Source organism: Mesorhizobium sp. P2_B11, assembly GCF_056404855.1.
The window spans coordinates 276811-302330 of sequence record NZ_JBFUDF010000001.1 but is presented as its reverse complement, the minus strand read 5'-3'; the positions used below and the strand labels follow the sequence as shown (position 1 = coordinate 302330).

The 25520-nt window shown below is 61.4% G+C and carries 20 protein-coding genes; 10 read left to right on the top strand and 10 right to left on the bottom strand.

The window, feature by feature from the left end; translation table 11 throughout:
• Positions 1 to 90 precede the first annotated feature (90 nt).
• From AC1DYJ_RS01330 to AC1DYJ_RS01310, 5 genes are all read left to right on the top strand, one after another.
• A complete protein-coding gene (locus AC1DYJ_RS01330) occupies positions 91 to 783 on the top strand; it encodes a hypothetical protein (RefSeq protein ID WP_477279296.1) in 693 nt (230 codons plus the stop codon).
• Between the two features lie 634 nt (positions 784 to 1417).
• Positions 1418 to 2593: an acyltransferase family protein gene (locus AC1DYJ_RS01325; RefSeq protein ID WP_477279294.1), complete on the top strand. Its 1176-nt coding sequence runs from the start codon at positions 1418 to 1420 to the stop codon at positions 2591 to 2593.
• Positions 2590 to 3702, top strand: a complete 1113-nt coding sequence (locus AC1DYJ_RS01320; RefSeq protein WP_477279292.1) for a glycosyltransferase family 2 protein — start codon at positions 2590 to 2592, stop codon at positions 3700 to 3702. Before AC1DYJ_RS01325 ends, AC1DYJ_RS01320 begins: the two co-directional genes overlap by 4 nt.
• Positions 3699 to 4745 (top strand): glycosyltransferase family 2 protein, encoded by a 1047-nt coding sequence (locus tag AC1DYJ_RS01315; protein WP_477279290.1) that lies wholly within the window; start codon positions 3699 to 3701, stop codon positions 4743 to 4745. The genes AC1DYJ_RS01320 and AC1DYJ_RS01315 overlap by 4 nt, the downstream gene beginning before the upstream one ends.
• The gene (locus AC1DYJ_RS01310; RefSeq protein WP_477279288.1) at positions 4745 to 6541 is read left to right on the top strand and encodes an ABC transporter ATP-binding protein; all 1797 of its coding nucleotides are present in this window, start codon (positions 4745 to 4747) and stop codon (positions 6539 to 6541) included. Before AC1DYJ_RS01315 ends, AC1DYJ_RS01310 begins: the two co-directional genes overlap by 1 nt.
• 119 nt (positions 6542 to 6660) lie before the next feature.
• Here AC1DYJ_RS01310 and AC1DYJ_RS01305 read toward each other — a convergent pair whose 3' ends face one another.
• The 5 genes from AC1DYJ_RS01305 to AC1DYJ_RS01285 are packed head-to-tail and all read right to left on the bottom strand — an operon-like array spanning position 6661 to position 11900.
• On the bottom strand, positions 6661 to 7491 hold the full coding sequence (locus tag AC1DYJ_RS01305) for a dipeptide ABC transporter ATP-binding protein (protein WP_477279286.1): 831 nt from the start codon (positions 7489 to 7491) through the stop codon (positions 6661 to 6663).
• Positions 7491 to 8336 carry an ABC transporter ATP-binding protein gene (locus AC1DYJ_RS01300; protein ID WP_477233586.1) on the bottom strand — a complete coding sequence of 282 codons (846 nt, stop codon included), beginning with the start codon at positions 8334 to 8336 and terminating at the stop codon, positions 7491 to 7493. The genes AC1DYJ_RS01305 and AC1DYJ_RS01300 overlap by 1 nt, the downstream gene beginning before the upstream one ends.
• Entirely contained in the window at positions 8336 to 9220 is an 885-nt protein-coding gene (locus AC1DYJ_RS01295) for an ABC transporter permease subunit (protein ID WP_454588178.1), read from the bottom strand. Before AC1DYJ_RS01295 ends, AC1DYJ_RS01300 begins: the two co-directional genes overlap by 1 nt.
• 26 nt (positions 9221 to 9246) lie before the next feature.
• The gene (locus AC1DYJ_RS01290; protein ID WP_025583791.1) at positions 9247 to 10254 is read right to left on the bottom strand and encodes an ABC transporter permease subunit; all 1008 of its coding nucleotides are present in this window, start codon (positions 10252 to 10254) and stop codon (positions 9247 to 9249) included.
• A 47-nt stretch (positions 10255 to 10301) separates the two neighbouring features.
• Entirely contained in the window at positions 10302 to 11900 is a 1599-nt protein-coding gene (locus AC1DYJ_RS01285) for an ABC transporter substrate-binding protein (protein WP_025583793.1), read from the bottom strand.
• A gap of 478 nt (positions 11901 to 12378) precedes the next feature.
• Between AC1DYJ_RS01285 and AC1DYJ_RS01280 the strand changes: the two genes are divergently transcribed.
• Positions 12379 to 14367, top strand: a complete 1989-nt coding sequence (locus AC1DYJ_RS01280) for a long-chain-fatty-acid--CoA ligase (RefSeq protein WP_025583795.1) — start codon at positions 12379 to 12381, stop codon at positions 14365 to 14367.
• Positions 14368 to 14405: 38 nt separating this feature from the next.
• Positions 14406 to 15110: a class I SAM-dependent methyltransferase gene (locus AC1DYJ_RS01275; RefSeq protein WP_477279283.1), complete on the top strand. Its 705-nt coding sequence runs from the start codon at positions 14406 to 14408 to the stop codon at positions 15108 to 15110.
• A 217-nt stretch (positions 15111 to 15327) separates the two neighbouring features.
• On the opposite strand, the gene AC1DYJ_RS01270 is transcribed toward AC1DYJ_RS01275, so the two are convergent.
• Both AC1DYJ_RS01270 and AC1DYJ_RS01265 read right to left on the bottom strand, forming a co-directional pair.
• Complete coding sequence (locus tag AC1DYJ_RS01270) at positions 15328 to 16386, bottom strand: hypothetical protein (RefSeq protein WP_477279281.1); 1059 nt, start codon at positions 16384 to 16386, stop codon at positions 15328 to 15330.
• Positions 16383 to 17168 (bottom strand): hypothetical protein, encoded by a 786-nt coding sequence (locus AC1DYJ_RS01265; RefSeq protein WP_477279279.1) that lies wholly within the window; start codon positions 17166 to 17168, stop codon positions 16383 to 16385. The genes AC1DYJ_RS01270 and AC1DYJ_RS01265 overlap by 4 nt, the downstream gene beginning before the upstream one ends.
• A gap of 115 nt (positions 17169 to 17283) precedes the next feature.
• Here AC1DYJ_RS01265 and AC1DYJ_RS01260 point away from each other — a divergent pair, with 115 nt between their 5' ends.
• Complete coding sequence (locus tag AC1DYJ_RS01260) at positions 17284 to 18735, top strand: hypothetical protein (RefSeq protein ID WP_477279277.1); 1452 nt, start codon at positions 17284 to 17286, stop codon at positions 18733 to 18735.
• Between the two features lie 172 nt (positions 18736 to 18907).
• On the opposite strand, the gene AC1DYJ_RS01255 is transcribed toward AC1DYJ_RS01260, so the two are convergent.
• Together AC1DYJ_RS01255 and pgi are read right to left on the bottom strand one after the other, a co-directional pair.
• Positions 18908 to 19639, bottom strand: a complete 732-nt coding sequence (locus AC1DYJ_RS01255) for an HAD family hydrolase (RefSeq protein WP_477279275.1) — start codon at positions 19637 to 19639, stop codon at positions 18908 to 18910.
• Entirely contained in the window at positions 19636 to 21279 is a 1644-nt protein-coding gene (gene pgi / locus AC1DYJ_RS01250) for a glucose-6-phosphate isomerase (protein WP_477279273.1), read from the bottom strand. Before pgi ends, AC1DYJ_RS01255 begins: the two co-directional genes overlap by 4 nt.
• A 405-nt stretch (positions 21280 to 21684) precedes the next feature.
• Between pgi and pdxR the strand changes: the two genes are divergently transcribed.
• Positions 21685 to 23178, top strand: coding sequence for a MocR-like pyridoxine biosynthesis transcription factor PdxR (gene pdxR / locus AC1DYJ_RS01245; RefSeq protein WP_477279271.1), 1494 nt, complete (start codon positions 21685 to 21687; stop codon positions 23176 to 23178).
• A gap of 204 nt (positions 23179 to 23382) precedes the next feature.
• Positions 23383 to 25005, top strand: coding sequence for a trimethylamine methyltransferase family protein (locus tag AC1DYJ_RS01240; RefSeq protein ID WP_477279269.1), 1623 nt, complete (start codon positions 23383 to 23385; stop codon positions 25003 to 25005).
• A 17-nt stretch (positions 25006 to 25022) separates the two neighbouring features.
• On the opposite strand, the gene AC1DYJ_RS01235 is transcribed toward AC1DYJ_RS01240, so the two are convergent.
• Entirely contained in the window at positions 25023 to 25421 is a 399-nt protein-coding gene (locus tag AC1DYJ_RS01235; protein WP_477279267.1) for a hypothetical protein, read from the bottom strand.
• Positions 25422 to 25520 lie beyond the last annotated feature (99 nt).

Below are 25520 nucleotides of genomic sequence, written 5' to 3'. Positions count from 1 at the left end.
CCGGGCGGCGCGCCCAACGCCCAGATCGTCTCTCCTAAACCGAAGAGCTTTGACGTAGACTCAAGCCCGCAATTGGGGCGGGTGGGAATCATGCACGAAGAAGAGCAACGGATGACAAAATGCCATCAGTGTCGCTTATCCATACCCGAAGGCGCTAAGGTTTGCACCCACTGTCAATCCTATCAGGATTGGCGGCGTTGGTTTTCTGTCTCAGGCACTGTACTGGCGCTGCTTACGGCATTGATATCCGTTCTCAGCTTTGCGGTGCCAAGTTTCATAGGCCTCGTCCATAAGCCTCATTCGGATATGTCTGCCCCCATGATCTCGCTGGAGGGCACTACTATCCGACTGCTGGTGGTCAACAATGGCGATGCTCCGGGGGTGTTTGTTCGCGCGGATACAGAAAGTGAGTATCTCGCTCCCGCGACTAAAATCCGATTGCGTGATGACCAGAAAGCGATCATTGCGCCCGGAAGCAATCTGCTGATGTTCGACGTGGTCCCGCTTCTCAGCGGAGATCAGTCTTATAGTAATTCGCTTGAAATGCTTATGCTCATTGAAGGAAAGAAAGAAACACCTAAGACGGACATTGTATTTGTGTTCGGGGATTCCGATGGCGAATTGCGAGTCAGCCGGTTGTCGTTGGATGCTGACAAAATGTTCGAATTGATGCGCGCGAACTCTGACCGATGCTCAGCGATCAAAGAGCCCGATTTCTACAATGGGTGCATCGGCCCCGGGGAGTTGGCCCCAGCTCCATCTGCCGGTTCCGGTACACCCTAGCAGCACGATCGTAATGATGGGTGTTCGAGTCACCTAAGCGGCACCAGTTCCCTACCCGACGCAAGCGAGCGACGGCCACCGCAAGCCAAGACACGTCACTCCCTGCGCAACCGCCTTCCTGTCCGCGTCGACACGCGCCATATGGCCGCCGCCACGCGTGCGGATATCTCCGGTTGTCAGCTCCAGCACCGGGATTGTCGCGCCATCGGGAAGGATTGCATCGTCAGACGCTTGGCTGTCGATTATGCTGCACTGCGCAGATCAATAGTTTCGATTCTGCCTGTTATTCAATAATATAAACTTCAATCATAAAATAACTCACCTATCATCTTGAAATATTTTTCAAACTGCTTGAGATATCAAGCCATTCTAGATTCCATATGTGCAATTAAAACAGGTCTTTCTGATACGATACAACTCATCCGGTGCGCGAGAAATCGGCCGTCGAGACAACGAACTTGCTGATTATATACGTTTTTTAGCATTCTCTCACGTAAATATTTCAGTTCGGTAGATATTTTGTGTTGCACCGCACCATTGCCGGGCTACACCATTTCCTTGGGGGATTCAGTACCGGGACGTGCGCCGTGGAGGAGTCCGCCAAGTTGACCTATCAGACCGGCGAAAATGGCTGATGGCGGTCGCGCGCGACAATCAGCTGGACGCGTTACGCGCCATCGCTGTCACGATGGTTCTCTATTCTCATTTCCTGGCGCCCAACGGGTCCTCCTTTTGGGGCCATATCGGCGTGCGGCTGTTCTTCGTGCTGAGCGGCTTCCTGATCACCCGACTGCTGCTCGAAGCCCGCGCCGCGGCCGAATTCGAAGCCGGCCCTGCATTGAGATCCTTCTACATCAGGCGGGCACTGCGCATATTCCCGCCCTATTTCGCAGTGCTCGGATTCGTTTGGCTGACCGATCTGGAGCAGTCCAGCGGATCGCTCGTCTGGCATGCGCTTTACCTGTCGAATTTCTGGTACGCGCTGCGCAACGAATGGACGCCCTGGCTGCTCTGCCATTTCTGGAGCCTGAGCATCGAGGAGCAGTTCTACATCGCCTGGCCGCTGGTCGTGCTTCTTGCACCGCGCCGGCGCGTGGAAGCGATCACTGTCGGCGTCATCCTGTTGTCGCTGGCCTATCGCTTCTACTGGCCGATCACCGCCACCCCGGCCTTGGCGCGCGACCTGCTGCCGCCGGCATCGATGGATGCGCTGGCGTTGGGTGCTTTGCTTGCCTGCCGACGAACCAGAGGCGTTGGCCTGCCGCAATGGATGCAGTTGGGCTGGCCGGTCCTTGCGGCGATCTTCCTGGCGATTGAGTGGCTTGTCCCGGCGCCGGCCGATCCCATGCTGGAATGGGCCCGCTGGGCGCTGCTGCAGATCCTGCCCCTGGTGCCGCTGGTGGCCATTGTCGCCGCCTGTTCAGCCGGCCTTGGCGGCGCCCTCGGCAGGGTTTTCGAACTGCCGCCACTGCTGTCGCTGGGCCGCATCAGCTACGGCGTCTATCTCTATCATCCGATCCTCCTGTCGCTCGCCGTCAAGTCACAGCCGTGGATTCCGCTCAATGTCTCGGAGCAGGGGCCAGGGCGGTTCCTGGTCGCGAGCGCCGCCACGATCGCGGTGGCTTCGATCTCGTGGACGGTTTTCGAAAAGCCGCTCAACGGCCTCAAGCGCCGCTTCCCCTATGTCGCGCGCTCCCAGGCACGCGCCGGCGATGCCGGCTGGCTCGGCAGGGCGGCGGAAGCCTATCCGGGCAGATCCCCCGACGGCCGCGCCGCGCTCGATCTCCAGCCAACGGATGCGCAGAGATGACCGCCGCGCCGCTCGTCTCCGTCCTGCTGCCGGTCTACAATGCCGGGCCTTATCTCGCCGCTGCGCTGGGGAGCATACTGCGGCAAGACTACGATCGCCTGGAGGTCATCGCTATCGATGACGGGTCGACTGACAATTCGCTCGAGATCCTCGAGCGATACCGCCGGGCCGACAATCGCGTCTCTGTCGTCTCACGTGAAAACCGCGGCCTCGTCGCCACCCTCAATGAAGGGCTGCGGCTGGCCCAGGGCGAGTTGGTTGCGCGAATGGATGCGGACGATGTCGCTTATCCCCGGCGCCTCTCGCACCAGGTGGCGCTGTTCGAGCGGCGGCCCGAGCTCGGCTTCTGCGGCGCCTGCGTCGATACCTTGCTTCACGGCCGTATCGCCAAGGGCAGGCTCGACCCGGTGTTCCGGCTCGGCCGGCTCGACATATTGTCGATGTTCTTCACGATATTCATGCACCCGACGGTGGTCTACAACCGGAAGGTCATAGGGAACGACGATCTCTATTACGATCCCGAATACAGGCACGCCGAGGATTTCGATCTCTTCAGGCGGCTTGCTCGCCGTTTCCCGGCGGCCCTGTCGCCCGATAACCTGCTCGTCTATCGCATCCATGCTGGAAGCGTGACCATGCGGCATGCCAAGGAAATGCGCAGGACGCATTTGCGGATCGTGGCCGAAAATCTCGAGCGTGAGGGGCTCGCGGAAGCCACCGCTGATCTGCGCGACATCGGCGAGGCCGTCTCTTTCGACACGGTTGCGCGCGCAGCCGATTTCATCCGTGCGCTGGAAGAGCGGATTTCCGCGCTGCCGGCCGACACACGGCCAAGCTTCGAAGCCGGCGCGCTGAACCTGTTCTATTTCCTCTACCAGCTCGTCAGCGACGAAAAAGAACCGCCGCTGACGCACGAATTGCTGACGCGGACAGCGAGATGGAACTTCATCCGGCGCCGCGAACAATATGCGCTGCGTCCCGGCGTCTGGGCGCCCTGGCTCAGCCTGGCCTCGATAGCGGCCGGAAAGCGGGCGGACGCGGTAGCATACTTCTTCAAAACCACGCCGGCAGAAGCGGTGCTTGAGCGTTATCAGCGAGGACTGGTATGACCGACAGGCCCCACCCGCTCCTGCACGATCACCCGTTTGCGAGTGCGCCTGTCCCGACAACTCAACGATCGGAGCGGCCGTCGTTCGAGGTCAGCTTCATCGTTTGCACGCGCGACCGCGCCGCCGTGCTGGAGGCCTGCATAGCGTCGATCCAGGCTGCATGCCGGGCCCACGCCGCCTTCGTGGCTGAGTTGGTGGTGGTCGACAATGGTTCACGGGACGGCACGTCAAAGCGGCTGGCCGGTATCGTCGAAACGTCCGACATCCCGGTCACAGCCGTCTCGGAGCCCCGTCCCGGACTGGCCGCTGCCCGCAATGCCGGATTGGCGCGGGCGCGAGGCCGCGTGCTGGTCTTCATCGACGATGACTGCAAGCTCGATCGCGACTATCTCCGCGACCTCGAGCGGCACTATCGGAGCGGCGAGACCTGGCTGATCCGCGGCGGTCGCGTCGAGCTCGGTGATGCCCGGGACCTGCCCTTCACCATCAAGCGCTGCGAGGCGCGCGAGCGGCTGACCCCGGCGGTCCACCCGGGCGGCTTCGTGCTCGGCTGCAACATGACCATGCACCGCGACGTCGCGGCCCGCATCGGGCCGTTCGACGAACGCTTCGGCGCTGGCGGCCCGTTACGCTCGGCTGAGGATACGGATTATCTCGTGCGGGCGATGCTGCTCGGCATGCCGGTCGAGTATGTGCCCGACATGACGGTCTTGCATCATCACGGCCGGCGAGACCGCAAATCGATCGACAGGCTGCACCGCGACTATAGTCTCGGTAATGGTGCGCTGTGCCTGAAACATGTCCGCCACGCCCCTTGGCTGCTTCGCCATGTCTATTGGTCCGCGCGGGCCGCGTTCAAGGAACTGGCGGGGCGTCCTCGCTTCGACCGCGACCTCGATCTGTCGCACTGGCCTATTGTCGTCATGAACCTGGCAGGTGCCGCCAGATTTGCGCTGCTCGTCATGATGGGATGGCCAAAACGGTTGCCGCTGCGCCAGGACCGGCAAGCCGGCGAAGCCAATGCGGAGGCCAGAGCGCGATAATGTCACTTGTTCCGTCAGCCCTGCCGATGCTGCGCCGCGCGCTTGGTGGCAGGCTGTTGCGGCTCGTTCCCGTCGTGGTCGGGCTCGGGCTTGCGGGCGCCGCACTGGAAGGCCTCGGCATCGGCCTTATCATTCCGCTGCTCGGCATCATTATGGGGCGTGGCGAAACATCCGGCATGGCCGGTTTCTCCGCCCTCCTCCAGCAGGTTGGAGCGGGCCTCGGCGAGCGCGAGCGGCTGATTGCCATTTCGGCCGCCATACTCGGTTCGATCGTGCTGAAGAATGTCTTTGCCTTCGCCAACACGCTGCTGACCAGCTTCATCTACGGCAAGGCAGGTTATTCGATCCGCAGCGCACTGTCGGAGCAGTTGCTCAGGGTCGGCTACCCCTTTTTCCTGCAGCAAAGCCCCGGACGGCTGCTCAACATCATTTCCAACGAATCCTGGCGAGCGTCCGACGCAATCCAAGCGCTGCTCGGCGCGATCGTCAGTGCCTCGGCCGCCATCATCCTGCTCGCCTTCCTCCTGCTCCTGTCCTGGCAGATGACGCTGCTGGTGATGCTGGGGCTGGCGCTTGTCCAGCTGGCGCACGGGATCTTGTCGTCCAATCTGAAGGCGCCGAGCCGCAGCGTCGTCTCCCGCAACAGCGCGCTCGCGTCGCAGATGCTGCATCTGGTGCATGCCGGGCGCCTGATCCGCATCTTCGGGCAGGAGAACCACGAAAAGGCGGTTTTCGCCAAAGCGTCCGACGGGGTACGGCGGGCGGCCTTCGTGCTTTCAATCCGCCAGGGCGTCCTGCCGCCACTGACCGAGGTGTTGCACGCGATGCTTTTCCTGGCGGTGGTGATCGGAGCCTGGCTGGCGAATGTAAGCTTCCCGCTGACCGTCGCCTTCCTCATCCTGCTCTACCGACTGCAGCCTCATATGCGCGCTTTGCAGATGTCGTGGAGTCAGCTGCAAGGCATGAGCGGCTCGCTGGAGGAAGTACAATGGCTGCTCGATCCTTCCGACAAGCCGGAGGCGCCGGCGGGCAGCCTACCGTTCGACGGCTTGCGCCAAGGGATCAGCTTCGATGATGTGAGCTTCGCCTATTCCGGTGCCCAGTCCGGCCCCGACGCGCGCGAGGCGGTGCTGCATCAGGCGGTGTTCGACATCCGCAGCGGCCGTTCGACGGCGCTGATCGGCCGCTCGGGCGCCGGCAAGACGACGATCGTCAATCTCCTGTGCCGCTTCGTCAAACCCGACAGCGGCAGGATCCTCGTCGATGGCGCACCGCTCGGTGAGATCGACCCAAGGCAGTGGCTGCGGAACATTGCCTTGGCCAGCCAGGAACTGGAATTGGTCGACGGCACCATCCTTGAAAACATTGTCTACGGCCACGACTCGGCGTCGGCCAGCGACGCCATGCGCGCCGCAAGGCTGGCCGAGGCACATGAATTCATCGAGCACCTGCCGCGGGGTTACGCGACACTTGTCGGATACCGGGGCGTCAACCTGTCAGCCGGACAAAGGCAAAGGATCGCCCTGGCGCGGGCGCTGGTGCGCGATCCCGATATTCTCGTCCTCGACGAAGCCACCAGTGCGGTCGATGGCTTGTCGGAAGCCGCCATTGTCGAGACGCTGAAGTCGCGGGCCGGCCGCCGCACCACCATCGTCATCAGCCATCACCACAGCACCATCTCGTTCTGCGACGACGTTGTGATCCTGAGCCGCGGCCGGGTGAAGAAACAGGCCCCCTTCGCAACGCTGGCAAAGCTCAGCATGGACGAGCTTTACCAGCACGGAGCGGGCGAGTGATGGGGCGCAGCCGAATCTGCGACGCGGCTTGCGCCCGGCAGCTCGCGGATTGCGGTCAATCCTGCCGGCAATCACCGCCGCGACGCATTCCCGATTGTGCAAAGCAAGTGCCCGCGAGGTCAGGCGGCCTTTTTCTTCGCCAGCCGCGCCTTGATCGAGGCGACGTCGGCGCGCGGTGTCGCGGCGAACAGCGTCCTCGTGTAGTTGTGCTTGGGGTCGGCGAAGACCTCTTCGCGCGAGCCGTATTCGACGGCTTCGCCGAAATACATCACCATCACATCGTCGGCGATGTAGCGCACCACCGACAGATCGTGGCTGATGAAGACATAGGTCAGCTGGAACTCGTCCTGCAGGTCGGCGAGCAGATTGAGCACCTGCGCCTGGACCGACAGATCGAGCGCGGAGACCGGCTCGTCGAGCACCAGCAGGCTCGGGTTCAGCATCAGCGCGCGCGCGATGGCGATGCGCTGGCGCTGGCCGCCCGAGAACATATGTGGGTAGCGATTGTAGTGCTCGGTTCCAAGGCCGACCTTCTTCAGCATCTTCATGGCGAGGTCGCGCCGCTCTTCGGCCGGCTTGTCGGTGTTGATGAGCAGCGGTTCGCCGAGCACATCGCCGATCTTCTGGCGCGGATTGAGTGAGCCGTACGGGTTCTGGAAGACGATCTGCACCTTGCGGCGCATTTCCTTGGTCAGGGCGTTCCTGGCGATGTCGACCTTGTTGCCGTCGATGAACAGTTCGCCGGACGTCGCCGGATCGATCAGCGTGATGATGCGCGCCAGCGTGGACTTGCCGCAGCCCGATTCACCGACGATGGCCAGCGTCTTGCCCTTGTCGACACTGAACGAAACGCCCTTGACCGCATGCACGGTGCGCGCACCACGGAACAGGCCACCGCCGACGTGATAGTCGCGCTTGATGTTCTTGCCTTCGACGACCCTGATGCTCATCACGCGACTCCGGCGGCCGGTTCGAACAGCATGTCGGAGACGGTCGGCAGGCGGTCGCCGACCGCGTTGTCCGGCAGCGCCGACAACAGCGCGCGCGTATAATTGCTCTTCGGCGATTCAAACAGCGACAGCACGTCGGCCTCTTCCATCTTGCGGCCCTTGTACTGGACGATGACACGGTCGGCCGTCTCGGCCACGACGCCCATATTGTGGGTGATCATGATCAGGCCCATGCCGTATTTGACCTGCAGCGAAACAAGCAGGTCGAGGATCTGTTTCTGGATGGTGACGTCGAGCGCGGTGGTCGGCTCGTCGGCGATCAGAAGCTTCGGATTGCAGGCGATGGCTATGGCGATCATGACGCGCTGGCACTGGCCGCCCGACATCTGGTGCGGGAACGAGTTCAGCCGTTCGGCCGGCTCGGCAATGCCGACCTGCGTCAAAAGCTCGATGGCGCGCTCGCGGCGCTGGGCCTTGTCCATGCCCATATGGAAGCGCAGCACTTCCTCGATCTGGAAGCCAACCGTGAAGCACGGATTGAGGCTGGCCATCGGCTCCTGGAAGATCATCGACATGTCCTTGCCGACGATCTTGCGACGCTCGGCCGGGCTCAGCTTCAGCAGGTCGCGGCCATTGAAGCTCATCTCGTCGGCAGTGACCGTCGCGGTCCACGGCAAAAGGCCCATCACCGCCAGCATCGACACTGATTTGCCGGAGCCGGATTCGCCGACGATGGCCAGCACTTCACGTTCGTTGACATGCAGCGAGACGCCGTCGACCGCGCGGAAAGGGCCGGATGCGGTCTGGAACTCGACGACGAGATTGCGGATGTTGAGCAGCGCCATCACGACCTCCTCAGCTTCGGGTCGAGCGCATCGCGAAGGCCGTCGCCGACCAGGTTGATGGCCAGAACGGTGATGAGGATGGCGAGGCCAGGGAAGGTCACCACCCACCAGGCGCGCAGGATGAATTCACGCGCCGAGGCGAGCATGGTTCCCCATTCCGGCGTCGGCGGCTGGGCGCCAAGGCCGAGGAAGCCGAGAGCGGCCGCCTCGAGGATGGCGTTGGAGAAGGACAGCGTGCCCTGGACGATCAGCGGCGCCAGGCAGTTGGGCAGGATGGTGCGCAGCATCAGCCGGATATGTCCCGCGCCGGCAACCTTGGCTGCGACCACGTATTCACGGCTCTTTTCGGCCATGACAGCGGCGCGCACCAGGCGCGCGAAATGCGGCTGCAGGACAAGCGCAATGGCCAGCATGGCGTTGAACAGGCCGGGGCCGAGGATGGTGACCAGAACCAGCGCCAAAAGCAGCGACGGGAAGGACAGGATCAAATCCATGACGCGCATGATCGCCACGTCGACCCAGCCGCGGAAATAGCCGGCCAGCAGGCCGAGCATGATGCCGCCGGTAAGTGCCAGGGTGACGACGACGGCGCCGATCAGCAGCGAGAAACGCGCGCCATAGAGCAGGCGCGAGAGCATGTCGCGGCCGACCGCGTCGGTGCCGAGCAGATATTCGGCGCTGCCGCCCGCCTGCCATGCCGGCGGCCGCAAGAAAGCGGTCTTGTCCTGGATGTCGGGCGCATAGGGCGCCAGCAGCGGCGCAAACAGCGCTGCCAGCACCAGCAGGATGAAGACGAACAGGCCGATGACGGCGCCGCGGTTCACCGAGAAATAGTGCCAGAAGGTCCTGAAGCCGGTCAGGCGGTCAGGATTGCCGGCGGCCATCGGGGCGATTTCGGTCGACTGGCTCATCACGCTGCCCTAATGCGCGGGTTGATGACGGCATAAAGCACGTCGACGATCAGGTTCACGGCCATGACGATAAGGGCGATCAAGAGCAAGCCCGACTGCACGACGACATAGTCGCGCTTGGATATGGAATCGACCATCCACTTGCCGATGCCCGGCCAGGCGAAGATGGTTTCGGTGAGAATGGCGCCGGCGAGCAGCGTACTGACCTGCAGGCCGATGGTGGTGACCACCGGGATGAGCGCATTGCGCAGCGCGTGCACGCCGATGACGCGGGACGACGACAGCCCCTTGGCGCGGGCGGTCCGCACATAGTCCTCGCCCAGCACTTCGAGCATGGCCGAGCGCGTCTGGCGGGCGATCACCGCCAGCGGGATGGTGCCGAGCACAATTGTCGGCAGCACCAGATGGCTCAATGCCGAGCGGAAAGCATCCCATTTGCCGTAGAGCAGGCTGTCGAGGGTCAGGAAGCCGGTGATCGGCTTGATGAAGAACTGCAGGCCGATGCGGCCGGAAACCGGGGTCCAGCCGAGATAGCCGGAGAAAAAGATGATCAGCAGCAGGCCCCACCAGAAGATCGGCATGGAATAGCCGACAAGGGCTGTGCCCATCAGCCCCTGGTCGAACCAGGAGCCGCGCTTGACCGCGGCGAAGATGCCCGCGGGAATGCCCAGCAGCATGGCGAAGATCATGGCGAAGACAGAGAGCTCGATGGTCGCCGGGAAGAGCGTCATGAAATCTTCGATGACCGGGCGCTTGGACGAGATCGAGACGCCAAAATTACCGGTCGCGGCATCGCGGACATAATGCGCGTATTGCTGCCAGATCGGCAGATTGTAGCCGAACTGTTCCTTCAGTTCCGCGTAGCGCTCGGGCGACACGCCATGCTCGCCGGCCATGGCAAGAATGGGATCGCCGGGCAGCAGCCTGACGAAAGCGAAGGCACAGATGGTGATGCCGATCAGCGTCGGGAGCACCAAGACGATTTTGTTGAGGAGATATCGGAGCATCTTGAAAAGGGGGCGGCGCTTGATTGCGCGCCGCCCGCCTAACAGTTCTATTCGGCCTTGTCGACGCCGTCGAAGCGATGAATGCCAAGCGGGTCCATCATGTAACCGCTGACATTCTTGCGCACGACGGAGTAGACTTGGCTGTGTGCCATGAGGAAGGCCGGGGCCTGCTTCTGGAACACAACCTGCGCCTCTTCATAGAGCTTGGTGCGTTCAGCCTGGTCGCTGGTCTTCTTGGCCTTCTGGATCAGGTCCTCGAAGTCCTTGTCGCACCAGCTGGAGTAGTTCGACACGCCGATGGCCGAGCAGGCGAACAGCGTGGCGAAGAAGTTGTCCGGATCGCCATTGTCACCGGTCCAGCCGATCTGGAAGGCGCCGGGGCGTTCCTTCTTCTTGCCTTCCTCGCGGTACTTCGTCCACTCGTAGCTGACGATCTCCGCCTTGACGCCGACCTTGGCCCAGTCAGCCTGGATCAGTTCGGCGGCGCGCTGGAAGTTCGGGTTGTAGGGACGGACGCGGTCCGAGGCCCAGAGCTGGATCTCCTTCAGACCGGCAGCCTCAAGCACCTTCTTGGCCTCATCCGGATTGTAGGCGTCGGACTTCACGTCCTTGTCCCACGACCACATGGTCGGCGGGATCAGGTTTACCGCAGGCGTGGCGCCGGCGTCCTGGAACAGCGCCTTGATGAGCGATTCCCGGTCGATCGCCTGGTTGAGCGCATGGCGCACTTCAGGCTTGTCGAGCGGCGGGATGGTGGTGTTGTAGCTCATATAGCCAATGTTCAGGCCGGCCTGGTCCATCAGGGTCACGTCGGCATTGGCCTTGATCGTGCCGATGTCGGCAGGATTCGGATAGGGCGCGATGTCGCATTCGCCGGCGAGCACCTTCTGGATGCGGGCGGTCGCGTCAGGCGTGATGGCGAAGACGAGATCGTCGATCTTTTCCTTGCCCTTGAAGTAATCCGGGTTGGCCGCATAGCGGATGACCGAATCCAGCTGATAGTCGACGAACTGGAACGGACCGGTGCCGATCGGCTTGGTCGAGAAGTCGGCCATCTTGCCTTCCTTCTCGAGCTGGTCGGCATATTCCTTCGACACGATCGAGGCGAAGTCCATGCCGAGATTGGCCAGCATCGGCGCGTTCGGCTCGGTCAGCGTCAGCTTCACGGTCAGGTCGTCGACCTTTTCCCACTTGGCGACATATTTCGGCATATCCATGCCGGTGTAGTAATCCCAGGTCAGGTTCGGCAGGTACTTTTCGCCGTTCCAGGGGTTTTCCTTGTTGAACTGGCGATCGAAGGAGAAGACGACGTCGTCAGCATTGAAGTCACGGGTCGGCTTGAAATAGTCGGTGGTTTGGAATTTCACGCCCGGATGCAGATGGAAAGTATAGACCAGACCGTCGTCGGAGATTTCCCATTTGTCGGCAAGGCCGGGCTCGATCTCGGTGCCGCCATGCTTGAACTCGACCAGGCGCGAATAGACGGTACGCGACGAGGCGTCGAAGTCGTTACCGCCCGTCGTGGTACCCGGATCGAAGTTGGCCGGCGAGGCCTCCGAGCAGTAGACCAGCGTCTTGGCATTGGCCACGCCGCCGAGGACGCTTGCAGCCAGCAACGCGGCTGCAAAAGTCAGTTTCTTTTTCATTGAGCACTCCCTGATGTTCTTCCAAGCCCCTCTATCAGGCTCGCGAAGCGCGCATATAAGCACCGTTTTTCAGGCTTTGGAACACCCTGTTTGCCTACCCCACCGTAAGCAGAAAATATTTCTCGGTCTTTGCCGAATCGCAGAAATAAATAGCAAAATCTGCTAATCACGAGATTGTTAACGACCGCATTTTTTCATTGATTGCCGGTATCGTGAGCACAAACATCCACGAGGCCGGGCTTCACTGCCGACACGACAGGATGCCGTTGCCGGAGCCGGCGTCGCGAGAAGGATTTCGGCGGCAAATCTTTGCCGTCCTGCCGTTGGGGCAAGACTTGCACGGCCGCCAATAGTCGCAATAGATAGATGACACGCCGGATTTCCCGGGAATCCGCGACATCGCTGCAGCGGAGGACGCCTCAGCCTATCGAGGCGGTGCAGCATGGAGCAAGCAACGAACGACTGAGGGAGGCTAGAGGTGGCAAAAGCAACAAAGACAACGGCCCCGGCGAAAGCAAAAGCGGCAACCGCTTCAAAACCCACCGCCGCTGTCGCCAAGCCGAAAGCGCCTTCGGCCAAAGCCGCCGCCAAGCCGAAGGCAGCCAGCGCGCCGGCGACGGCAAGCGCCAAGCCGGCCGCAAAACCTGCAGCCAAGCCAGCGGCCGCGAAGACGGCACCTGTTGCAAAGCCCGCCGCCAACCCCGCACCGAAAACGGCAGCAGCAAAGCCGGCCTCAAAGCCGGCGCCGAGCCCGGCCAAAAAACTGCCGAAGACACTCACGGCGCTTGCCGCAGGCCTGCCGGACAAGCCGTGGCTGAAAAGCTATTCGAAAGTCGTTCCGGCCGAGATCGGCACCCTGCCCTACAGTTCGATCGGCGACTTCCTGGTCGGCGCCTGCAAGCAGTTTTCCGGCCAGCCGGCATTCGTGTGCATGGGCAAGTCGATCTCCTATGCCGAGATCGAGCGGCAATCGGCCGCCTTTGGCGCCTATCTGCAATCGAAAGGCCTGCAGAAGGGCGCCCGCGTGGCGCTGATGATGCCGAACGTGCTGCAATATCCGGTGGCGATGATGGCCGTGCTTCGCGCCGGCTATGTCGTGGTGAACGTCAATCCGCTCTACACGCCGCGCGAACTGGAGCACCAGCTCAAGGATTCCGGTGCACAGGCGATCGTCATTCTCGAGAATTTCGCCAGCACGCTGGACGCGGTGATTGCCAGGACCGACGTCAAGCATGTGGTGGTCGCGGCGATGGGCGACATGCTCGGCGGCCTCAAGGGGACGATCGTCAACCTCGTCGTGCGCCGGGTGAAGAAGATGGTGCCGGCCTGGTCGCTGCCCGGCCATGTCAAGTTCAACGCGGCCGTGAAGGCCGGCGCCGGCATCGCCTTCAAGCCCGCCAAGATGGAAGCAAGCGACATCGCCTTCCTGCAATATACCGGCGGCACCACCGGGATTTCCAAGGGCGCTGTGCTGCTGCACTCCAATGTGCTGTCCAATGTCGCGCAAAATTCGCTGTGGCTGCAGGACGCCTACGCGATCAAGCCGAAGCCGGCGCATCTCAACTTCATCTGCGCGCTGCCGCTCTACCATATCTTCGCGCTGACGGTGAACGCACTGATGGGCATGCAACAGGGCGCCCAGAACGTGCTCATTCCCAACCCGCGCGATATTCCCGGCTTCGTCAAGGAGCTGCAGAAATATCCGGCGCACATTTTCCCCGGCCTCAACACGCTGTTCAATGCGCTGCTCAACAATGAGGACTTCCGCAAGCTCGACTTCAAACCGCTGATCCTGACGCTGGGCGGCGGCATGGCGGTGCAGAAGGGCGTCGCCGAGCGCTGGAAGGCGCTGACCGGCAACTCGATCACCGAGGGTTACGGGCTTTCGGAGACGTCGCCGGTGGCCACCGCCAACAAATTCAGCGACGGCAATTTCACCGGCACGATCGGCCTGCCTTTGCCGTCGACCGAGATCGCCATCCGCGACGATGACGGCAACAATCTGCCGCTCGGCGAGGTCGGCGAGATCTGCATCCGCGGGCCGCAGGTGATGGCCGGCTACTGGAACCGGCCGGACGAGACCGCCAAGGTGATGACCAAGGACGGTTATTTCAAATCCGGCGACATGGGCTTCATGGATGAGCGCGGCTACACCAAGATCGTCGACCGCAAGAAGGACATGATCCTGGTCTCCGGCTTCAACGTCTATCCGAACGAACTCGAGGAAGTCGTCGCCCAGCATCCGGGCGTGCTCGAAGTGGCGGCGATCGGCGTGCCGGACGAGCATTCAGGCGAAGTGCCAAAACTGTTCGTGGTCAAGAAGGACCCGGCGCTGACGGTCGAGGCGCTGATCGCCTATTGCCGCGAGAACCTGACCGGCTACAAGCGGCCGAAATACATCGAGTTCAGGACCGAACTGCCGAAGACGCCGGTCGGCAAGATTTTGCGCCGGGCGCTGCGCGAATAGTGGGTGATTTGCGGGACGGCCCTGGCGATGGCGGGATCGTGGACATTGGTCGACGTCCCGACGCGGCGACGTTCATCAAGGCGAACCTGCGGCTAACCCCTGTTCCAGCCCTTCCGGAAATCCAGCTCCATACGGCCCATCCCGGCAGCGGCCTGAGGCGGCTTGTCGATCAGCACCAAAGCGCGAACGACGATGCGGTCGAGCCCGACGACGACGCGTCTGAGCCGCAGCCGCCTTACTGGGCCTATGCCTGGGCTGGCGGCGCGGTGCTGGCGCGCTACATACTCGACCATCCGCAAAGCGTGGCCGGCCGCCGCGTGCTCGACCTCGGCGCCGGCTCCGGCCTCGTCGGCATCGCCGCCGCCAAGGCCGGAGCCGGCGCGGTGATGGCGGCCGAGATCGACCGCAACGGGGTCGCCGCGATCGGCCTCAACGCCGCGGCCAACGGTGTCGAGATCACCGTCCTCGACAAGGACATCACCACGGGTCCACCGCCGGCCGTCGACCTCGTGCTCGCAGGCGACGTGTTCTACGGCCGCGAAGTTGCCCTGCGGGTTATCCCGTTCCTCGACCGCTGCCTGGCTGCCGGCATCGAGGTGCTGGTCGGCGATCCCCGCCGCCATGACCTGCCGCTGTCCCGGCTGCGGCTGCTCGCCGAATATCAGGTGCCGGATTTTGGTGACGCGAAGGGTGCTGCGACGAGGCCGAGCGGGGTGTTTTCGTTCGAGGCGGAAGAGCGCTGAGACGACAAACGCTGATCGCTAAATGGCCGAGTTCGACCAAGCTGGCGTTGTGCCGGCACCAACATGAGCAACTGCTTTGCGCCTCAATTCGGACGTTTTGGTTTGGGGCGTCAGTTCCTGAATGCGGACCGGTATGGTCCTAAGCATCGGCTGCAGCCCTCGTAGAATCTAGTCTTCGAGAATGTTGTTGGGTTGGGCTGAAAATTTACAACAGACGTCACTTTGACTCCGGAGACCAGGACGCTACGGCCTCCTTTACAAACAGAAATATTGACACCAAAAGGCCGAGCCAAACGACAAACGGATGTGAGACCACAGCATCGCCAAATTTCATCTCGATCGCGATCTTTTGCGTTGGCCCATGGGTACCTGGAGTATCACGTTGGATCACAGCCTTTCCATCGGACGATTGTATCGAAGCGACAATCTCAAGATACGACACGTCGCCATCATCCTGTGCCCTGAGGTAGCCCGACGTTTTCACAAGACAATTCTTCTCCTGATCTTCAAAATCGAAAATGTCGCCAGGAAAAAGCGCAGTCTCGCTGATCAGTTGAGGCCCACCACTGCCATTGTTGAGAGCGCTGATGATCGCCGGACTGATGTTTCGATATATGGCCACCACACCCGACCGAAGCTGATTAGGCGTGTTCGCGCTGATGGACTGTCCGACCATGAGCTTGCCTGAAAACGGCATAAGCGTTGCTTCAGTGATGGGTATGTGAATTTCAGCGTCTTCCCATAGCGTGACCTTGTCAACGCCAGTCGTCAGTACCGGCGAACCTTCGCTGGTTTTCGAACAGGTACTGTCGAGAGGAGTTGCCTTGCGGATGATCATTACATGGCTCGGCGCCTTGCCTTGAGGATAGTCCCTCCCGTCAACCATATAGGGAGCGTCCACTATTGCGACTTCCAGGGTCGTTTCGCCGAACACAGCCAAGCTGATATTATCCGCGAGCGGCAAATATTGTTGGCCCGAGTTACCGTGCGCGCCGCCGCACAGCCGCTCCTTGTCAGCCACCACAGGTTTGATGAGATTTTGATTTTCGGGCGGCTCATCTGGATCATAGCAGATGTAAGCACCCGACAACGTCCATTGGTATTGCTGCTCCGAAGCAGACAAAGTTACTGTGACTATTTCGGATCTGCCGGTAAAAGATGTGAACCCATTGGTCGCCCAGGAATCATTTAGGATCTGGGCTATGAAATAGGCACACATTAGAAAAAACAATATGATAGACGCCTTGCGACATAGTTCGCTACCGCGCAGCTTCATTGGCCTCTTCCGCTGACGGCGACGTTGAAAATCCGCTCGGTTGGCAATCCGTTCCTTTGACGCAATTTTGTCTTTACACGAGCGATCCCGGTCGCCGTTGAAAGGAGTTTCAACCGGCATATCCGGTCGAACATGCCGTTCTTGCCATCATCACGATCGCACACGATTGGCTTTCCGATCGCAACATTGTTGGCGTCGACTTGAACCACCGTGCTGGTCTCATTCCCGGAATTGAGCCGAAGTTGCAAAACCGACGCTTCTCCCTCCTCGAGACGCGAATTCGGTCGCGCGGGGAAGATCCAATCGTCTTGCAGGAGACAAGCTTCCAATGGATTTTTGCTTTGGTCACGGGTGGAGAAGGCAACCATCACAGCGCCGCCTTCTCTGATGTCGTCGCCCAACTCGACATGTGCATCGATCCTCTCGACTGACTTTGTCAGTCGGAAAACAGCCGTACGTCGAAGGCTAGCCGTCTTGCTTGCCAAGTCCACACAGATACGCTCGCCTTGTTGCCCGTTGGGCACGACGAGCGAGAAAGTCTTGTCGAGCAATACCGCGGCGTCGTCGTTGGCGCTGGTAGTATCGCCATACAGGAGCGCATCGACGACGATGCGCTCTCCAGATTGATTGTTCACTTCACGCTGAGTGAAAACATACGCCCCGACCTCCTCAAGATCGTTTGACACGACACGAAAGGACGGATCCGCGACGGCTACTGGAACCGCAAAGCCAATCCAGCCTGCGAACGTGAGAACTCCTAAGGCGAGACCCTTCCGCTTCATGTTGCGCTCGTTCCTGGCTGGGCTTAAGAGCATTTGGCTTGGTGTTTTGTGATGCCATGGCGGAATTCCGCGCGCTAGTGGTTTGCTTCAGCTTTTGTTATCGAAACGACGACAGATGGCCTTTCTTGGAAAACTAGCGTCGGTGGTTCTCGCCGCAACGACTCTATGTGTTTTGTCGACGACACGCGACGCGTTGGCGAAAGTCCCGCTTGAAGTCGCTATCGGCAAGCCTGGCGATCAAGTCCACTTCAAGCCTGACGGCTATGGAGTCCTTGTCCGGTATAAGGACGAATGTCTTGTTGTCACCCCTGCTCATGTCGTCACATCAGACAGTGATAACGTCGATATTGAAGAAGTTACCGCTCGGCTGAATAATAAGTCTGCTTCTATTTCTTATATCGACGCCGACACAGACCGGGATATTTACGTCGGTTTGGTTGACCCCGCCAGCCCGCTCTTCAGCTTTTGCGACCAAACTGAGGATATGACGGAGCTGAACAGTGAGTATCTGGCGACTCTCTCGAATATGATCGAGAGCAATTTCCACACGCTTAAGCTTCACCAAACACCCTTGTCGATCGACCTCGTACCAGCGAGCGAGCGAACGCTAAACGATGCAAAACGGCGCCGCCCAATCCGGTACCGCTTGGCGCCATGTACGGCTGTAGACGCCAACGACTGTACGTTTCCCAAGCAGGGCTTCAGTGGATCAATCATTTCGATGCCTCTCCCTAACGGAGACGATCTTTGGCTGGGGCTGCATCAATTGCGCTGCGAACTGGTGTGTGGCGGAAGCGAGGAAACCTGGCAGGCCATTACAGTGATGCAAATCTACGAGTTCATGGCATCGCCGAATTCACCGCTCAACGCCAACACGCCACAACTACAGGCGCCGGACTTCACAACGCCGTTGCCGGGTTACGACGAGACGAGTTCCGGTTTTAAATCGGCGTCATACGATTTTGACGTGGCTTTCTCCAAGTTCCTGGCTGGGCTCGCCGTTATGCGCTTTCCGCAAGCGGCTGATGGCGCCTGCGCCCACAAGTGCTCGATATGGGAGCTGCGGAAATTCTACTCCAGCGAAACCAAATCCGGAGATCCGGAAGGATTTAAATCGACTTACGAGGATCTAGGTCCGTCCGGAAGCACTTTGGTAGGATCCACTGTCAAGTTTGCCGTGCCATTTGATCGGGTAGCGTTCCTCAATGTTATCGCGCAGGGGAAGCAATTGAATCAGGTCATCGACGAAACACAAAAACCACCTCCGAATCTGAGCCTCGGAGATCAACTGGGTTTCACCGTCAACGGATCTCCGGATGCTTGGATAAAATTCTACGAGCGCGTGCCAGCGCAATACGAGAGTTACGTGGAGGCGGTACATGTACTGTTTGATTCATATTGCAAAAATTTCAAACCGGCGTCGGAAAAAGAACCGGCTAGCAAGGGGGTGATCTTTTTTGGCGATATGGCGTCGTATGAAGATCCCTGTTTGAAAGGAATCTCGTGGGGCCAGATGATTGAGAAAGACCCGTCTTTTGTCATTTCCAAGTTGCGCGAAGGATTTTGAGATATATCGAAATACGCTCTCCTTATCCTTATTAGCGGCTTTGAGAGGATCTTGGTAGAATAGGACACGATCTGCTAACCAAACTGACGGCAATCGAGAACACAACCATCAACTTACCCAGGTGATGGTCTAATAGGATTGCGGAAAGCGTCCGAAGTCAGGAAGCTCCCCGTCAGACCGTCTCCTTGACCCGCGCCGACAGAAAGTCCGGCAGGTCGGCAACGGAATCCAGAACGACATCGGCGATCGCCGATAGCGATTCACGCGTGCCGGTGCCGGAGAGCACGCCGACCGCCAGCCCGCAGCCGCCGGCCCGCGCCATCTCCAGGTCGTGGCGATTGTCGCCGACCATGGCGATCTCGGCCGGCCTCAGCCCGGTCAGGTCGCAGAAGGCGAGGATGGTGTCCGGCGCCGGTTTCGGATTGGCGACCGCGTCATAGCCATAGGCGGCATCAAAGAGCTGGGCGACGCCGAGCGTGACCAGGGTCTTCTCCGCGCCGGCAGTCGAATCGTTGGTGGCAACGCCGAGCCGGTAGGCGCGTTTATGTAGCGCCGTCAGCGCGCCGACGATGCCGGGCAGCGCCACCGCCATCGACGAGCCCTGCACGGACGTGATCTCGTTGAAGCGGGCGACGGCCAGCATCTGGTCCTCGTCGGACAGGCGCGGGAACCACAATTCGACGACATCCATATTGGTGCCCGAGGCAAAGATCGAATCGGGCTTGAAGCGCTTGTTGACGAAATCGAAGCCCGCGGCCGACAGCAGCCTGTCTGCCTTCCAGCGATCGCCCTCGGCGGCGTCCATCGCCATGAAATCGGCAATGCTGAGCCAGGTCGCGTTGAAATCGACGAGCGTGCCGTCCTTGTCGAACAGGATGCCTTTGATGTCGGCCGGGTTTTTCATTGTGCACCCCGCAATTCCTGAATGCGGGCCACCAGCCCGGCGGTCGACGCGTCACGCTTGGCGGCGCTCTCCTTGCCTTCGACGACAGGCAAGAGGCCAGTCGCCAATTCCTTGCCGAGCTCGACGCCCCACTGGTCGAAGGAATTGATGTTGAACAAGGTTCCTTCGACAAACACGCGATGCTCATAGAGCGCGATCAGCCGACCGAAGGTGCGCGGGTCGAGCTTGCGATAGAGGATGGTCACCGAGGGGCGGTTGCCGGAGAAGACGCGGTGCGGAGCGATCTTGTCGACATCGGCCGGCTTCATGCCCTTGGCCAGCATCTGCGCCCGCGCCTCGTCCAGCGTGCGGCCCTTCATCAAGGCTTCCGACTGCGCCAGGCAATTGGCGAGCAAGAGATCGTGCTGATGTTTCAGATCAGGCTCGTGGCCTATCGCCGCGGCGAGGAACTCGACCGGGATGAAATCCGTGCCTTGGTGCAACAACTGGAAGAAGGCGTGCTGGCCGTTGGTGCCGGGCTCGCCCCAGACCAGCGGCCCGGTCGGCGTCGTCACCGGCGTGCCGTCAAGGGTGACGCCTTTGCCGTTCGATTCCATGTCGAGCTGCTGCAGATAGGCCGGCAGCCTGGACAGGCGCTGGTCGTAAGGGATGACCGCGCGGGCGGGATAGCCGCAGATCACGCGATGCCACCAGCCGACCAGCCCCAGCAGCGCCGGCAGGTTCTGCTGCAGGGGCGCGGTGCGGAAGTGCTCGTCCATCTCATGCGCGCCGTCGAGGAAGGCGCGGAAAGTGCGCGGGCCAATGGCGATCATCACCGGCAGGCCGATCGCGCCCCACAACGAATAGCGGCCGCCGACCCAGTCCCAGAAGCCAAACACGCGATCCGCTTCGATGCCGAACTTGGCCACCAGGCTGAGTGCGGTCGAGACGGCGGCGAAATGCTTGCCGACAGCTTCCTTGCCGAGTGCTTTCTGCACCCATTTGCGTGCCGTCTCGGCATTGGTCATCGTCTCGACCGTGGTGAAGGTTTTTGAAGCGATGATGAAGAGGGTGGTTTCGGCCGACAGACCCTTCAGCGTGTCATGGATATGGGCGCCATCAATGTTGGAGACGTAGTGCGCGCGCGGGCCGTCGTGATAGGGCGCCAGTGCCAGCGTCGCCATGGCCGGACCGAGATCGGAGCCGCCAATGCCGATGTTGACGATGTCGGTGATCTTTTTGCCGGTGGCACCTAGCGCCTTGCCGGAGCGAATGGCGTCGGCAAAGGCGCCCATGGCGTCGAGCACGGCAAGCACGTCCGCCTTGACGTCCTGGCCATCGACGGTGACGCCCTTGCCCGAGAGGTTGCGCAGCGCCGTGTGCAGCACGGCGCGGTCCTCGGTGATGTTGATCTTCTTGCCGGAAAACATCGCGGCGCGGCGTCCGTCGAGGTCGGCGGCGCTGGCGAGCTTTTCGAGCAGCTCCATGGTGCGCGCATCAACCGCGCATTTCGACCAGTCAAGCAGAAGGTCGCCGTCGCTGGCCGAATACGTCTCGAAGCGCTTGGGGTCGGCGGCAAAAGCCTCGCGCATCGTGCCCGATGCCGCCGCGCGCGCAGCACGCAAGGCGACAAGCTGTTTGTCGAAGGAGGAATGATCCACTGCCGGCTCCTGATACTTTTTCACGACATCTTATCAGACCGGATGTTTCCGGCGCGTGTCGTCGCGCAGGAGTTATTGAGCCGAATTCCATTTGTTTCAATGCGTGGGGATGACGCAGTGCATCACAAGGTTATGACGCAATGCAGCAGGTGGAGAGCGCCGTAATGGTGCAAATGCAGTTAGGTGCGAGGACGCGATGTGTCACGCGGGCGGGATGACGCAAGCGTCACCCGGGACGAATGATATGCGTCGCGCAGGGCACGCGACGACGCTGCGCGTCGCGCGATGGATCACTGGCATAAATCCCAGCGATCAGAAAAATTGATTGGCGCAACCCCTTGTGCCACGGTTACCTTCCGCTGGTCCAGCCAAGCAAAAAAGACTGGCCATCGAGGAACATCTCCCATGCCACAGCGTAACGACACGGCCATATGGTCCGGCCTGTTCCGGATTTCGGCGGAATCGGGCCAGACCTTGCAGGCGCAGATCCGCCAGGCGATCGTCGCCGCCATCCTCGACCGGCAGATTGCTGCTTCGATGCCGCTTCCGTCCTGCCGCATCCTGGCCGAAAAACTCGGCGTTGCGCGCGGCACCGTGGTGCTGGCGTTCCAGCAATTGGTCGACCAGGGTTTCCTGGTGGCGCGCGAACGGCGCGGCCATTTCGTCAATCCGGACGTGCTGGCAACCCCCGCCAAGCCGCACCAGAAGGCGCCTGACCAGCAGAACGAGATCGACTGGAAGGCACGCCGGCAGATCGCCGCCAGCGACATGCCGCCGCCGGCCAAGCACGACAACTGGATCAAGTCGTCCTACCCCTTCGTCTATGGCCAGTTCGACCCGGCGCTGTTTCCGACCGCCGAATGGCGCGAGTGTAACCGCATGGCGCTGGCCGTGCTGGAAATCCGTAACTGGGCCTCCGACATGGTCGACCGCGACGATCCGTTGCTGATCGAGCAGATCCAGGCGCGGCTGTTGCCGCGGCGCGGCATCTTCGCCAACCCGGACGAAATCATCGTCACGCTCGGCGCCCAGAACGCGCTCTATATGCTGGCGACGCTGTTGATGACCAAGGGTTCGAAAGTGGCGATGGAGGACCCGGGCTATCCCGACGCGCGCTCGATCTTCCGGCTTGCGGGCGCCGATATCCAGCCGGTTCCGGTCGACCAGTCCGGCATCGTAACCTCTTCCATCCCCAACGATTCCGGCTTTGTCTTCGTCACGCCCAGCCACCATTGCCCGACCATGGTGCCGCTGTCGGCGGAGCGCCGGCAGGACCTTCTGGCGCGCGCCAACCGCCACAACCAGATCATCATCGAGGACGGCTATGACAGCCAGCTTCTCGACGAGGCGCCGCAGCAGGCGCTGAAGAGCCTCGATCGTTCGGGACGCGTCATCTATGTCGGCTCGATGTCGAAGACGCTGGCTCCGGGCCTCAGGCTTGGCTACATCGTCGCTTCGGCTGGACTAATCGCCGAACTCAGGGCGCTGCGCCGCTTCATGCTGCGGCACCCGCCGGCAAACAACCAGCGCGCCGTTGCCCTGTTCCTGTCGCTTGGCCATCACGAAGCGCTGGTGCGGCGGCTGTCCTCGGCTTTCGACGAGCGCCGCAAGCGTCTGGTCCATGCGATTTCGGCATTTCTGCCGGAGTGGCGCTCGACCGATTCGGCCGGCGGCACATCGCTCTGGCTGGAAGGGCCGCGCGGCACCGATGCACGGGGTTTGGCTGAGGCCGCGGCCTCGCGCAGCGTCATCATCGAACCCGGCGACCGCTTCTTCGACCGCACCGAAAAGCCGTCGCGTTTCATGCGCTTGGGCATTTCCTCGATCGCGCTGCAGCATATCGAGCCGGGCATCCGCGAGCTCGCGACCGCGGCCGGACGCAGGCCGGCCGCAGCCTGATCTTGCCTGTGCCGGGGCTTTGAACAGCCCCGGCGTTTGGCATATCTCCAGCATTCTGCATTAGCTCTCTGGCATACTCGCCTGCACTGGCTGGCCCATAGGCTGGGCCAATGGCGGCGGCATAGTCGGCTGACAGAGGGACGAAGCAGGCCGACGGTGGACCAATCACCGCGCCGTGTTTCGCAAGCTAAGGTGGAGTGCCCCATGTCAGTGGCTGTCGAGAAGCAGGATGCGGCTCTTAAGCAGGATGCGGCTGTTAAGGATGCATCGGCCGACCAGCGTTCGCGACGATCCGGTGGGCGCGAGGCGCGCCGCGCCATGCGGGCCGCCCCTTTGGCCGACGATATCAGGCCGGTGCGTGCCGGCCTTGAAGGCGGCAGCTACGGCCCGCTCACCAGGAACGACCAGGAGCGCATCCATGAAGCGGTGCTAACGCTGCTGGAGACCGTCGGCTTTGCCAATGCCATTCCCTCCTGCATCGAAGCACTGACCGGGGTCGGCGCCATCTATGGCGACGACGGCCGCATCCGCTTCCCGCGCGGCCTGGTGCTGGACACGATCAAAAGGGCGGCGCGGAATTTCACGCTGCACGGCCAGGACCCTAGGCATGACATGCTGATCCAGGGCAAACGCGTGCATTACGGCACCGCGGGTGCTGCGGTGCATCTGGTCGATGTCGAAAAGCGCGAATACCGCGAGTCGCTGGTGCAGGACATTTACGACGCCGCCCGCCTCGTCGAAGGGCTCGACAACATCCACTTCTTCCAGCGGCCGATGGTGCCGCGCGACATTCCCGATCCGCTCGAAATGGACTTCAACACGCTTTACGCCTGCGTGATGGGCACGTCCAAGCATGTCGGCACCTCGTTCACGGTGCGCGAGAACGTCCAGCCGGCACTGGAAATGCTTTATGCGATCGCCGGCGGCGAGGAGAACTTTCGCGCCCGGCCGTTCGTGTCGAACTCCAACTGCTTCGTCGTGCCGCCGATGAAATTCGCCGAGGACGCTTGCGGCGTGCTCGAAGCCTGCGTCGAAGGCGGCATTCCCATCCTGCTTTTGTCGGCCGGCCAGGCCGGCGCGACCGCTCCGGCGGCGATTGCCGGCGCAGTGGTCCAGGCAGTGGCCGAAGTGCTCGTCGGTCTCATCTATGTCAACGCCATCAAGCCGGGACATCCGGCGATCTTCGGCACATGGCCGTTCGTTTCCGACTTGCGCACGGGCGCCATGTCGGGTGGCTCGGCCGAGCAAGCAGTGCTGACGTCCGCCTGCGCGCAGATGGCGCAATTCTACGACCTGCCGGGCGGTTCGGCCGCCGGCATGACGGACTCCAAACTCCCCGACATCCAGTCCGGCTACGAAAAGGGCATCACCGATGTGATGGCCGGTCTTGCCGGCCTCAACCTGGTCTATGAATCGGCTGGCATGCATGCCTCGCTGCTCGGCTTCTGCCTGGAAAGCCTGATCATCGACAACGACATGTTGGGCCACTGCCTGCGCTGCGTACGCGGCATCGAGGTGACCGACGAGGCGCTGTCGATCGACACCATCACTGAAGTCTGCATGAATGGCCCCGGCCATTATCTCGGCAACGAGCAGACGCTGCGGCTGATGCAGACCGAATATTTCTATCCGGCTGTCGGTGACCGCTTTTCGCCCAAGGAGTGGAACGAGAAGGGCCGGCCCGACATCTTGCAGCGGGCCATCATCGAGAAGAAACGCGTGCTGGCCGAGCGCTTCCCCCGCCATGTGCCGAAGCTGCTCGACGACAAACTGCGCGCCCGTTTCGGTGAGATGATCAAGCTGCCGCGCAGCGGCATGGGCGGGTAAGCGTTAACTTACAGAGATCAGCCCGCGCTTAGTTCAAAACGCTCGACCACATCGGCGCTGATCAGCTTGCCGTGCAGCGCCATCAGCACGATCTGCGCATCCAGGCTGTCGCCGGTTTCAAGCGCCGCCTCGATGCGGCGCTCTGCCTCCAGCCGTCGTTCCGGGCCGTTGGCCTGCTCGAACGTTTGTGGGCCTGCGATGCAATAGCTGAACAACTGCGCCACGGACCGATAGGCGTCCGGCGGCGGCTCGTCCGGCCAATGGTCCTTCATCAGATTGACGATGGTGAGCTTCACGCCTTCGGGAACAAGCGCCGGATGAAGGTCGGCGCCGCGCAGCGCATTGTCGAGTTCCCGCAGGTCGCCGGAGCGACCGAACATGCCCAGGAAACCGAGGGAAGAGCGCCGTTTTGTCATGATGGTCTTCCCTTATCGGAGCACTGCCGAGACCCCGCATATCTGTAGGTCCGACCCGGCCAAAACAAGGGCAGTCATGACAAAGGGCGGTCCGCTCTG

Coding starts and splice junctions, on each gene's coding strand:
- AC1DYJ_RS01330 (WP_477279296.1), top strand. CDS start 91: ATGCACGAAGAAGAGCAACGGATGACAAAATGCCATCAGTGTCGCTTA.
- AC1DYJ_RS01325 (WP_477279294.1), top strand. CDS start 1,418: ATGGCGGTCGCGCGCGACAATCAGCTGGACGCGTTACGCGCCATCGCT.
- AC1DYJ_RS01320 (WP_477279292.1), top strand. CDS start 2,590: ATGACCGCCGCGCCGCTCGTCTCCGTCCTGCTGCCGGTCTACAATGCC.
- AC1DYJ_RS01315 (WP_477279290.1), top strand. CDS start 3,699: ATGACCGACAGGCCCCACCCGCTCCTGCACGATCACCCGTTTGCGAGT.
- AC1DYJ_RS01310 (WP_477279288.1), top strand. CDS start 4,745: ATGTCACTTGTTCCGTCAGCCCTGCCGATGCTGCGCCGCGCGCTTGGT.
- AC1DYJ_RS01305 (WP_477279286.1), bottom strand. CDS start 7,491: ATGAGCATCAGGGTCGTCGAAGGCAAGAACATCAAGCGCGACTATCAC.
- AC1DYJ_RS01300 (WP_477233586.1), bottom strand. CDS start 8,336: ATGGCGCTGCTCAACATCCGCAATCTCGTCGTCGAGTTCCAGACCGCA.
- AC1DYJ_RS01295 (WP_454588178.1), bottom strand. CDS start 9,220: ATGGCCGCCGGCAATCCTGACCGCCTGACCGGCTTCAGGACCTTCTGG.
- AC1DYJ_RS01290 (WP_025583791.1), bottom strand. CDS start 10,254: ATGCTCCGATATCTCCTCAACAAAATCGTCTTGGTGCTCCCGACGCTG.
- AC1DYJ_RS01285 (WP_025583793.1), bottom strand. CDS start 11,900: ATGAAAAAGAAACTGACTTTTGCAGCCGCGTTGCTGGCTGCAAGCGTC.
- AC1DYJ_RS01270 (WP_477279281.1), bottom strand. CDS start 16,386: ATGAAGCTGCGCGGTAGCGAACTATGTCGCAAGGCGTCTATCATATTG.
- AC1DYJ_RS01265 (WP_477279279.1), bottom strand. CDS start 17,168: ATGAAGCGGAAGGGTCTCGCCTTAGGAGTTCTCACGTTCGCAGGCTGG.
- AC1DYJ_RS01260 (WP_477279277.1), top strand. CDS start 17,284: ATGGCCTTTCTTGGAAAACTAGCGTCGGTGGTTCTCGCCGCAACGACT.
- AC1DYJ_RS01255 (WP_477279275.1), bottom strand. CDS start 19,639: ATGAAAAACCCGGCCGACATCAAAGGCATCCTGTTCGACAAGGACGGC.
- pdxR (WP_477279271.1), top strand. CDS start 21,685: ATGCCACAGCGTAACGACACGGCCATATGGTCCGGCCTGTTCCGGATT.
- AC1DYJ_RS01240 (WP_477279269.1), top strand. CDS start 23,383: ATGTCAGTGGCTGTCGAGAAGCAGGATGCGGCTCTTAAGCAGGATGCG.
- AC1DYJ_RS01235 (WP_477279267.1), bottom strand. CDS start 25,421: ATGACAAAACGGCGCTCTTCCCTCGGTTTCCTGGGCATGTTCGGTCGC.